Annotated in this window: 10 protein-coding genes and 2 pseudogenes; 4 read left to right on the top strand and 8 right to left on the bottom strand. The window is 34.9% G+C overall.

Going from position 1 to position 10,759, the window contains the following annotated elements:
* The first annotated feature begins 33 nt into the window (after positions 1-33).
* Positions 34-1,290: an ISL3 family transposase gene (locus D8847_RS09950; RefSeq protein WP_185757956.1), complete on the top strand. Its 1,257-nt coding sequence runs from the start codon at positions 34-36 to the stop codon at positions 1,288-1,290.
* Positions 1,291-1,405: 115 nt separating this feature from the next.
* Here D8847_RS09950 and D8847_RS09945 read toward each other — a convergent pair whose 3' ends face one another.
* From D8847_RS09945 to D8847_RS09935, 3 genes are read right to left on the bottom strand one after another with little or no spacing between them, the layout of a single operon-like run.
* On the bottom strand, positions 1,406-2,134 hold the full coding sequence (locus D8847_RS09945) for an ABC transporter permease (RefSeq protein WP_125841445.1): 729 nt from the start codon (positions 2,132-2,134) through the stop codon (positions 1,406-1,408).
* On the bottom strand, positions 2,131-2,871 hold the full coding sequence (locus tag D8847_RS09940; protein ID WP_125841444.1) for an ABC transporter permease: 741 nt from the start codon (positions 2,869-2,871) through the stop codon (positions 2,131-2,133). Before D8847_RS09940 ends, D8847_RS09945 begins: the two co-directional genes overlap by 4 nt.
* Entirely contained in the window at positions 2,871-3,779 is a 909-nt protein-coding gene (locus D8847_RS09935; RefSeq protein ID WP_125841443.1) for an ABC transporter ATP-binding protein, read from the bottom strand. The genes D8847_RS09940 and D8847_RS09935 overlap by 1 nt, the downstream gene beginning before the upstream one ends.
* Positions 3,780-3,950: 171 nt before the next feature.
* Here D8847_RS09935 and D8847_RS09930 point away from each other — a divergent pair, with 171 nt between their 5' ends.
* Entirely contained in the window at positions 3,951-4,640 is a 690-nt protein-coding gene (locus D8847_RS09930) for a response regulator transcription factor (protein WP_125841442.1), read from the top strand.
* Complete coding sequence (locus tag D8847_RS09925) at positions 4,641-5,963, top strand: sensor histidine kinase (protein WP_125841441.1); 1,323 nt, start codon at positions 4,641-4,643, stop codon at positions 5,961-5,963.
* 312 nt (positions 5,964-6,275) lie between these two features.
* On the opposite strand, the pseudogene D8847_RS09920 reads toward D8847_RS09925, so the two are convergent.
* The 5 genes and pseudogenes from D8847_RS09920 to D8847_RS09900 form a co-directional block, all read right to left on the bottom strand.
* A pseudogene (locus D8847_RS09920) lies at positions 6,276-6,680 on the bottom strand (transposase); the annotation flags it as partial.
* A gap of 169 nt (positions 6,681-6,849) precedes the next feature.
* On the bottom strand, positions 6,850-7,542 hold the full coding sequence (locus D8847_RS09915) for a phosphoglycerate mutase (RefSeq protein ID WP_000240120.1): 693 nt from the start codon (positions 7,540-7,542) through the stop codon (positions 6,850-6,852).
* A gap of 188 nt (positions 7,543-7,730) precedes the next feature.
* Entirely contained in the window at positions 7,731-8,111 is a 381-nt protein-coding gene (locus tag D8847_RS09910) for a hypothetical protein (RefSeq protein ID WP_125841440.1), read from the bottom strand.
* Between the two features lie 448 nt (positions 8,112-8,559).
* Entirely contained in the window at positions 8,560-9,036 is a 477-nt protein-coding gene (locus D8847_RS09905; RefSeq protein ID WP_125841439.1) for a hypothetical protein, read from the bottom strand.
* A gap of 13 nt (positions 9,037-9,049) precedes the next feature.
* Positions 9,050-9,430, bottom strand: coding sequence for a hypothetical protein (locus D8847_RS09900; protein ID WP_125841438.1), 381 nt, complete (start codon positions 9,428-9,430; stop codon positions 9,050-9,052).
* Between the two features lie 238 nt (positions 9,431-9,668).
* Here D8847_RS09900 and D8847_RS09895 point away from each other — a divergent pair.
* Positions 9,669-10,274, top strand: a pseudogene (locus tag D8847_RS09895) (DUF4037 domain-containing protein); the annotation flags it as partial.
* Positions 10,275-10,759 lie beyond the last annotated feature (485 nt).

The following is a 10,759-nucleotide window of genomic DNA, read 5'->3' as shown; positions in this document are numbered from 1 at the left end:
AAAAGTGACCAAACCCTCATTAGAAAGAATCTTATGGAACAATTAAATTTTATCACAAACTTACTCGGAATTAAAGACAAGAACATCATAATCTTGGATTATCTGGATGCTGGAACACATAAAGAAATCATCGCTAAGCTAGATTATCCTGCTCCTAAGTGTCTCGACTGTCAAGGACAAATGGCTAAATATGACTTCCAAAAAGAATCTAAAATTCCCTATCTAGAGTGTGCGGGCTACAAAACTCTTATTCGATTGAGAAAACGCCGTTTTCGTTGTAAAGTATGCGGAAAAATAGCTGTCGCAGAGACTTCCTTAGTCAAAAAGAACCACCAAATCTCAACGATCGTCAACCAGAAAATCACTCAAAAATTAATCGAGAAANTCNCTATGACNGCTATCGCCGAAAGTTTATCGGTCTCTACTTCGACAGTCATNCGTAAATTGAAAAAATTTAAATTCAAGACAGATTTATCTTCCCTTCCANNNCACATGNNNTGGGATGAGTANNGCTTCAAGAAAGGTAAGATGAGCTTTATTGCACAGGACTACGATACAAGAAAGATTGTAGCTATCCTAGATGGACGGACTCAAGCAACTATTCGCAATCATTTCCTTCGCTATTCTAGACAGGTGAGAAGTCGTGTGAAAGTCATTATCATGGACATGTTTAGTCCCTACTACGATATGGCTAGAAAACTTTTTCCNNNTGCNAAAATCNTTCTCGACCGCTTTCANATTGTCCAGCATCTCAATCGAGCAATGAATCGCGTACGCATCCAAATTATGAATCAGTTTGATCGGAGATCGCACGAATATAAAGCACTGAAACGTTACTGGAAACTCATTCAACAGGATAGCCGTAAACTCAGTGATAAACGTTTTTATCGACCAACTTTTCGGTCACACTTGACCAATAAAGAGATTCTAGAAAAGATACTTGCCTACTCTCAAGAACTTAGACAGCACTATAATCTCTATCAACTCCTACTCTTTCATTTTCAAGAGAAACAAACAGAACATTTCTTTAGTCTTATTGAAGAAACAATTTCTTCTGTAAATCCTATTTTTCAAACTNTTTTNAAGACCTTTTNGAAAGATAAGNACAAGATCATGAATGCACTGGAACNTCCCNACTCAAACGCAAAACTNGAGGCNACCAATAACCTCATCAAAGTCATCAAGCGAAATGCTTTTGGCTTNCGGAACTTTGANAACTTTAAAACTAGAATTCTCATTGCTTTGAACATCAAAAAGGAGAGAACCAATTTGGTCCTCTCCAGGTTGTAACTTTTCATCAACCCACTACAGTTGACAAAGAGCCCACTGTTTATTTGCTGATCATTAATTGTATAACAATTACGATAAATCTTCGCTTTCTTCATGTTTTTCACTATAAATGAGATTAAATAAATCTCTTTTTAAGCTGTCTAACTGCTAAGGTATAGAAGACAAAAATATAAGCACTATTGACAACTAAGAAAAGGATAAATTCAGATAAGGTAAAAGGGACTAAGGAACGAGCTCGATCACCAACAGCAATCTGAGCATAAGGGAAAATTCTAAAAAGACCTTGTCCAATAAAGAGGGTCATAAGTCCTGCCATAGCCAAAATAGCTGATATAAGAATAGGCACTGCGAAATTTTTTAAGCGAATACTGAGAAAAATTTGAATGGTGACAATAGTAATGGTTGCTAGCCAACCTGTGATAGACCAAAGCAAAAAGTCCAGTAGATAATTTGCAAAAGGTACCTTCAAAACCAAAGCGCTGATAATATAAAAGAGAAGAACTATCAGTTGACTAATAGCCATGACTAGTGATAAGCTGGTGATTTTTGATAAAATGATACGATTGGCTTTAACCGGAATACTTAATAAGCGCTGCCAGTTTTTATTACTTTCCTCGAATTGACAACTGATGGAACAGATAATCCCGATCAGAATAGGAGTAAATACCTGCGAGGAATAGAAAACTGTTTGTCCCCAAAGGACGTGAGCTTGTGTACCATCTAGGAGCACCTTNCGATTGAGAGCGTAAATCATTGCTCCCAATAAGGACCCAACAAGGTTAAAGAAGATTAGCGTTATCGGAATAGCACTTTTTTTGATTTTTTTAAATTCAAAAATAATCATAATAGATCCGCCTTTCCAATGAGTTTTTTACTGGCAAAGATGCTTAAAAAAATGATAAGCAATAATACGACTAATTTAAAGGGATAAGCATTATCGTATTGAAAAAGATAAGTGTTAGTTCCAGCCACCCGTTTAGCGATTCCCATCATAGAGAAATATTGCCAAGGAATGAAAATACGAATAGGAACTGGTAACGCACCGATACCTATAAATGACAGGAAGGAACCAATTAAGCCTGTTACTACTGTCACACTTGGCTTTGGATAGATAAAAGCTAAGCAAAGATGTAAACAAGACAGAAAGAGACAAACCAAAAAAGTTGTGAACAAAAAGAGACTCAATGAAACAGGTGTCACACTGACCTGCATGCCTTGAATAATAAATTTCAGAAAAAGCGTTTGAATCAAACTGACAACAAAGGCAAAAATAGCCATCACAGTCAATTTAGCTTTAAAAAGTTGCCAAGGACTTTCGTTACTGGTTTGCAAGAGTTTAAAAGTTTTGCCTAGATGTTCCAATTCCAGTAGTCTAGACGCTAAAACTGCAATGAAAAGTGGCAAAATAAAATCATTCAAGTAAGTCATGGTATAAATGGCATTATAGGCCTCATGTGTTTTAGGTAATTCATATTTGATAACAACGCTACTCCAAATCAAGCCCACTGTTACAATAGCAATCAAAGATAACAAGAAAGACCGTCTTTTTAGTTTGATAAATTCTAATTGTAAATTTAGCATTACAAAACACTTCCTTCCCGTCCTGTCATATCAAGGAAAACATCTTCCAGCGATCGACGAATCATACGAACTTGATAAATATCAACATCATTTTCAACTAAGAGTCGAATAGCAGTGGCTATATTAACTTTATTGTTATCGTTGATAATCAATTTTGGGTCATCATCCAAATTAAAACCATTGAACATTAGTATTCTTTTAGCAGTTACATCATCACTGGTCTCAAACAGATATTTTTCATCTTCTTCAAGGTCAGATAGGTGGCCTTCAAAAAGTAATTGACCATGATTGATAATGCCAACAGTTGTAGCCATCTGTTCAATTTCTGAAAGAATATGGCTAGAAACGATGATAGTCATATCGTATTTTTGTGGTAAAGACTTGATAAGCTCACGAATTTCTTGAATACCGGCAGGGTCTAAACCATTAGTTGGCTCATCCAAAATCAGTAATTTAGGAAATTTAACAATAGCTAACGCAATTCCTAAACGTTGTTTCATGCCTAGTGAATAGTTTTTAACTAGCTTGTCTTTTTGATCGAAAAGTTTGACAATCTTTAAGACTTCATCAATATTTCTTTTTGGTAATTTAAGCAATTTTTGGATAATTTCAAGATTTTCATAACCGGTCAAATTAGCATAGTAAGAGGGCTCTTCAATGAGGGAACCTACATTTGAGAGGAGTGATATTTGATTGCTATTAAAGGTTTTTCCAAAGAGCTTAATGGAACCGTGGCTTGGTTGCAACAATCCTAAAAGCATTTTCATAGCAGTACTCTTACCAGCACCATTTGGTCCCAAAAAACCATAAATTTCATTTTTTCTAATATGAATAGAGAGCTGATTAACGGCTACTTCACCTGAAAAATCCTTACTTAATTGGTTGGTTTCAACGATATAATTGTTCATTTGTTTTCTCCTTTAAAAATCTTAGAGTGATGTTACATCCTTTCGCTATTTTCATTATAATGAACCTCCTTTATTTTAACCTGTTCATTACCTTAATTCTTCCTTAATTTTTACTTTAAAGTCCTTGACCAAGGAAGCAATGTGTTATACTAGTCTTGTTGAGGTAATAGTATGAATTATAAAGAAAAGAAGATCTTAATTTTAGACGATAACCCAGAAATTTTAGAAATAGTGCAAGAATCATTGAGCATTGCTGGGTTTAGCAATCTAACAAGTGTACAATCACAAAAAGAAGCTTTGGAGCAATTTGAAGAAAAATCTTTTGATTTAGTTATTTTAGACATTATGCTGCCTGAAGGATCAGGATTTGAAGTTTTAAAGGGCATCCGTAAGACTTCAATGGTTCCTGTTTTGTTTTTGTCGGCAATCTCCGATATAGAAAAACAATATCAGGGCTTTGAGTTAGGGGCAGATGACTATATTATCAAGCCTTTCCGTCCAAGAGATTTGGAGTTGCGTATTCTTTCCATCCTAAAAAGAGCCTATCCCGAAAAGGAAGATACCCTTGTTTTGCCTGCTTGCCAGGTGCATTTTAGCCAAGCCTTGATTACCAAAGGAAAACTAGAGATTCAGCTGACAGCTAAGGAATACAGTATTCTTAAGGTCTTATATGATAATAAGAATTGCATTGTCACTTTTGACCAACTCTTAGAAAAGGTCTGGGGATTACAATACCAAGGCTATGATAATACCCTAATGGCTCATATTCGTAAGATTCGACAAAAGATTGAAGCCAATCCTTCTAAACCAGAAAGCTTAATAACGGTTAAAGGTTTGGGTTACAAACTAAAGGTGAATTAAATGGATACCGTTAAATTTTTTACTAAGTTATTAACCAGGTATGTTCTATTAATCTTGGCTTTAATCATAGGACTTGTTTTTGTTTATGGTTTGGTTTTCTCAGCCTATTTTAGTTTCTATGGAAAGGAAAAACCGGAACTACTTTACACTAAAATCGCTCAATCGAGTCAAGAGAATAATTTCAATTTTGATAAAAGCAGCAAAATTGAAATGGATAAACAAAATACTTGGGCTATGGTACTGAATCAAGATGGCAATATTGTCCAATCTTATCATTTACCTAAAGGACTCAAAAGGCATTATACGAATGCTGATATGGTTAAATTTTCACGTTGGTATTTAGAAGATTACCCTGTTTTCTCCTATGTACGTGGTCAGCAAATTTTAGTTTTGGGCTATCCTAAAAAGCATTCCTTAGCAAAATTTAATTTCTATGCTAATACGCAATTTATTAGGAATTTTCTCAGTTTGGGACTTGTTTTCTTGGGTATTATTCTTTTACTTATTTTTATTCTTTTGAGCCGATCAAAGTTGCGTATTAAAAAGGAGATGGAGCCGATTATTACTGCTGTCACTTCTTTATCTCAAGGTCAAAATATCGTTCTTAAAGAAAAGGGAAATTTCTCTGAAATTAAGACGGCTCTCAATGAAACATCTCATATTTTGGAAGAAAGCAACACGATGAAAGAGCAATGGATTAGAGGGGTCAGTCATGATTTACGCAATCCTCTTATGCTCATATCAGGTTATAACAGTCAGTTAGAGCAGCAATATGGCAAAGGAAAGCAGACAGAGGAAATTGAAAATCAGATTCAAACTATGAAAGAAATGATTTCTAATCTCAATATGAGCTACTTATTGGATAACCAAAAGCGTCACTCCGAATTTTCCAATCTTGATTTGGTTGCTGTCCTACGAACAGTAATTGCCGATATATTGAATAATTATGAAACAATTACACTTCATTTTGATTTGCCTGCCGAGACAGTGTTGGTAAAAGGAGAGGTAACTTTATTAGCAAGAGCTTTTAGAAATCTCTTGCTTAATAGTATTATGCACAGCGGCTCTAACCAGATTGATCTGACTTATCAATTATCTGATAATAAAGTGCTCATCGTCATTGCGGATCAAGGAGATATTACAGCTCAAAAAATTACTGAGCTAAATCAAAAATCAACTAATTATGAATCACATGGTATGGGAACAGTTATCACCAAACAAATTATTAAATTACATCAAGGTGAAATTGTTTTTTTGGACAATCATCCAGGCTTAAAAGTCACCATTTCTTTACCTTTAGTAAAGGAACAATGGCCTGCCTAAGAACAAGCTTACACTTAGAAAACTAACCATTTGGAGCATTGCGACACATTATTTATCTTCTAAATATTTCTAAATGCTATTTTTGGGGCAAAGTATTCTTTCGTCTAATCATCGTAAATTTTTGATAAATAAGTAGCAATACTATTCTATTTATCAAAAATTTTTCTGTTATACGCAAAAAAAGAGTGAACAAATAAAGTTGCACTCTTTTACTGTTAAAATGTTTTGTCAACAACTATATACGATTACACTAAAAACGCTTTAGATACTGTCAATAATTATGTGTAAACACTCAAGTAGAGTTATGGAGTGCTAATCAAATAAGCTTTCAAGTGTGTCAGAACATTGACCAAACCCTTTATGGATTCGTTGACTTTGCTTGAAATTATAATCTTCAAACAAAGTAACTAAGTAACGGTCCAGGGCTTCTTCGTTAGAAAAAAGAACCTTCTTTTTCGTTTGACGTTTAATTTCTTTGTTGAGAGACTCAATGAGGTTTGTCGAATAAATGCTGTACCAAATTTGGTAGGGAAACTGGAAAAAAGTTAAAAGATTATCCGTATTCTCCAGACTTTCCATGACTTTCCTATACTTTGGCTTCCATTCAGCGATAAAGTCCTCTAAAGCTTGTACTGCCATTTCTAAATTTTCAGCACGATAAATCGTTTTTAATTACCCTAGAATAACCACTCGATTAGATCGTTTCACCTTACTAGCCCTTTTCATCAACCCACTACAGTTGACAAAGAGCCTGTAAGCCATCGTCTTTCTCTCTTTCTTACAATTAAGTCACTCTTTACTATCATTTATAACGCTTTTTCAACTAGTTGGAAACCAGAAGCAAAAACAAAAAAGCCTAGGATTCCTAGGCTTTTTTGTTTTTAGATTATTTTCCAAGGTAGTATTCTTTTACGACGTTCAATTTTTCATCGAATTCGAATACCAATGGTGGGAAGTTAGGGATTTCTACACCCATGATTTCATCATCTGACAAGTGTTTGATGTGTTTTACAAGGGCACGGATTGAGTTACCGTGAGCACCTACGAATACGTTTTTACCATCTTTAAGTGCTGGAGCGATTTTGTCTTCCCAGAATGGAAGGGCACGTTCCAAAGTCACTTTCAAGTTTTCAGCATCTGGAATGACTGAATCGTCAAGTGAAGCGTAACGACGGTCAGTATGTGCTGAGTATTCGTCATCATGAGGCATTGCTGGAGGCAATACATCGTATGAACGGCGCCAGATGTGAACTTGCTCATCACCAAATTGTTCAGCAGCTTCAGCTTTGTTTTTACCAGTCAAACCACCGTAGTGACGTTCGTTCAAGCGCCATGATTTTTCAACTGGAACCCAGAGCTGGTCAGCAGCTTCAAGAGCCAAATTTGTTGTTTTAATCGCACGTTTCAATACTGAAGTGTAAGCTTGGTCAAATTCGATACCAGCTTCCTTGATCAATTTACCAGCGTCAATCGCTTGTTGTGTTCCTTTATCAGACAAATCAACATCAGCCCAACCAGTGAAAAGGTTAGCTTTGTTCCATTCAGACTCACCGTGGCGAGCAAAAACCAATTTTACCATTAGATGGATTCTCCTTTTATTTTTCGAGGTTTCCCTCGTTTATCTATTCTATTTTACACAATTTTTCACAAAAAAGCTAGTTAAAATCAACTAAAAAGAGAAGAGCTTATCAGTCTTCTCTTTATCACACTATCATAATTGTTCTCGATAGACGATGAAATAGTCCCGTCCAAATAATTGGAAAACTACTACTCTTCAATTACAAATTTTTTCAATGTTCCAAAGTAAAGTGAACCACCAATAATGGTTAGAATTCCACCTACCCATCCCAAAAATGGAATCAAGCCGACCGCACCACCTACAATGAGCAAAACAGAAGGTACATTCGTAACACGNTCATCATCTTTATAATAAACAATAGCCACAATTCCCAACACTAAAACAGCAATTTTAACCAATGACAAAATAATTGAGAGCCCTGTCAATGTCCCAACTGTTACATCTGCGTCTTCAGTTGCCGCAGCAGCACCAACAGCCATGATAAACATGATGACTGGCGCTAAAAGCAATACAATTCCTGAAATAAGACCAAAAATAGCGTTAACACGAGCAAGTGTATTTGTTTTCATAATAATCTCCTTAAAATTTTTATAGGTATTATTCTATCATAATTTCTCTAAAAATTAAACAGTCTTATAAAATTTTATAATAAATATTGATTTTTAAAAAATAATTTTAAGTTCTAAAGTCTCTTTATAATTAGTAGAAATATAAAATTATGAGAAAACTGAATAGTTGATTATGTTAATTATCTACACGGACAGGCCAGGAAGAACTTCATTTGAAGAAATGGACTAGTAAATTTTGGCTCTATAATATTTGTAGTGGATAAATCCCCTATAGACTATTTTTGTGTAGAAAAAAAGTCCCATATAATCTATAACGAAAAGCAACCAAACCATCATTAGAAAGAATCATATGGAACCATTATTTAATCTCAAAAGATACCCCAATTTCTAACATTTGGGGTGTAATTTTACCAATTATTCTCAGTTACTACAAAAAATAATTTCTATCTTATTGTAGTTGAGATGTCAAAGCCTTCAACTGTTTTTGCAAATTGTCTCTAAAATCTTTCAATTGTTGAGATAATTTTGATTTATCAGCTTCCTTGATCTCAGTAGACCCTAGCAAATCATACAATTTTTTCTGCGTATCGAATAATTTTTGAGTTGACTCTTTTAGTTTAGTAAACGAATCATTATTTTCCATAGCTGTGCCTTTGAAACCTTCCTCAGCTTTAGTAAAATAATCATCAAAAATCTTTTTATAAAGATCTATATAATCTGCATAAGTGCGCATTGATTCAATCGCATCGTCTGTTACAACCGGTGTATCGAAAGTGATTGTTTCTTTTGCACTATTAGATGTTGCTACTGTCTTCTCATCATTACTTGTTGAAGTATTCTTTGAACTTTGTATTCCACATGCAACTAGAAGAGAAAGAGATAATAGAGCTACTCCTAGACCGATAAACTTTTTTGATCTTTTCATGCTAAAACGCCTCTTATTCTTCTGATTTGAATTTCTTCAATGTTGCAAGGAATAAAGATCCTCCGATAATAGCAAGGATACCCCCAACCCATCCTAAGAATGGAATGAGACTAACTCCACCAGAAACAATCATTAGTACAGACGGAGCTGCTCCTACACGATTATCTCCTTTATAGTAAACAATAGCAATGATACCAAGAACAAGATTTGCAATCTTCAAGGCATTCAAGAGTAAGCCAACACCTGAAACAGCTCCTGCAGTAGCTCCTCCATTAAGAGTTGTAGCAGCTGTGTTTACCGCTGTTCCCAACAAGACAAAAGGACCAATAAGAAGTAAAATTCCTCCCACAAGACCAACGATACCACTAATTAAAGCAAGTGTTTTTGATTTCATAATAAAATCTCCTTTTTTATTTTTTTCAAATAAAATTATATCATATTTACTAAAAAAAAAAAGTATTTTCTGATATTATAAAGTAAAAATTTGTATAATATGAAATAAAATTGAGTAAATATCAGCAAATATTTGAAGAAAAATTTCCATTTCACTCTTGCTAGTCTCCTTACTTTCTGCTAAAATGATGTCAAAAAATTAAGAAGGACAAGATTATGCCACAAAATCTCTTTAAAGAATTGGCAATCAATTTTGGGAACTGGAAGACGACTGCGTCCTCAATAATGGTATCGAGATTGAGCTGATTTACCGCTCGCTGGACGACTTTGACCAAGACCTGCAGACCGTAATTTTAGAGCACCAAGCTCAGAATTCTTACACCACCTGTATGTGGTACAATCTGCTCCACAGCAAGATTCTCTACGATCGAGACGGTCGCTATGCTGCCCTCCAGAACAAGTACAGCCTGCCCTACCCAGCTGAGCTGAAAAAGAATATCATCAGCAAGCAGCTCCTGCTCCTCGACCAAGCTATGCCAGCTTTTTCAAGACAGATTAAAAAAGCTCTCAAACGCCAAGACCTGCTCAGTATCAATCATCGTAGCAGCGAATTTTTCGCCTCTTACTTTGACGCACTCTTCGCCTTCAATGAGCAGCTCCATCCAGGAGAAAAACGCATGCTCCAGTTCGCAAAAAACACTTGCTCTCATCTACCTCAAAATTTTGAAGACGATATTCAAGATTACTTTCAAAATCTCTACCAGTTAGATCACCATCAGAAAACAGTCCTAACTTTGGAACAAATCCTATCAAATCTTAAGCACATGATTAATGAATCCATTTAGAACTCCAACAGATATAAGCTCATGAAATCTGCTTTTCAGATGATTCATGAGCTTTTTGAATTTTCACAATATACAGCAGATTGAATCTAGAATAGTACAACGAGATTTTTAAAACATTTTTAGAAATTGGTTTGAATTTCCCAACCAATTTGTTTAGTTTTTATTTCATTTCGATATATAATAGAGCCATTAATTGAAACAAGAGGAAAGTTCTAACATTATAAAAACGCATCATATCAGCTGTTCAAAAACGGCTCTATAATTTCTGTAGTGGGTAAAACCACCATAGGTCTTATGGAGCCTATTTTGCTGTAGAAAAAAAGTCCCATAAGACCTATAATGAAAAGTGACCAAACCCTCATTAGAAAGAATCTTATGGAACAATTAAATTTTATCACAAACTTACTCGGAATTAAAGACAAGAACATCATAATCTTGGATTATCTGGATGCTGGAACACATAAAGAAATCATCGCTAAGCTAGA

Origin of the sequence: Streptococcus mitis (genome assembly GCF_003942795.1) — a bacterium.
Lineage (GTDB): Bacteria > Bacillota > Bacilli > Lactobacillales > Streptococcaceae > Streptococcus > Streptococcus mitis_BJ.
This window is presented reverse-complemented; position numbering and strand designations above follow the sequence as displayed.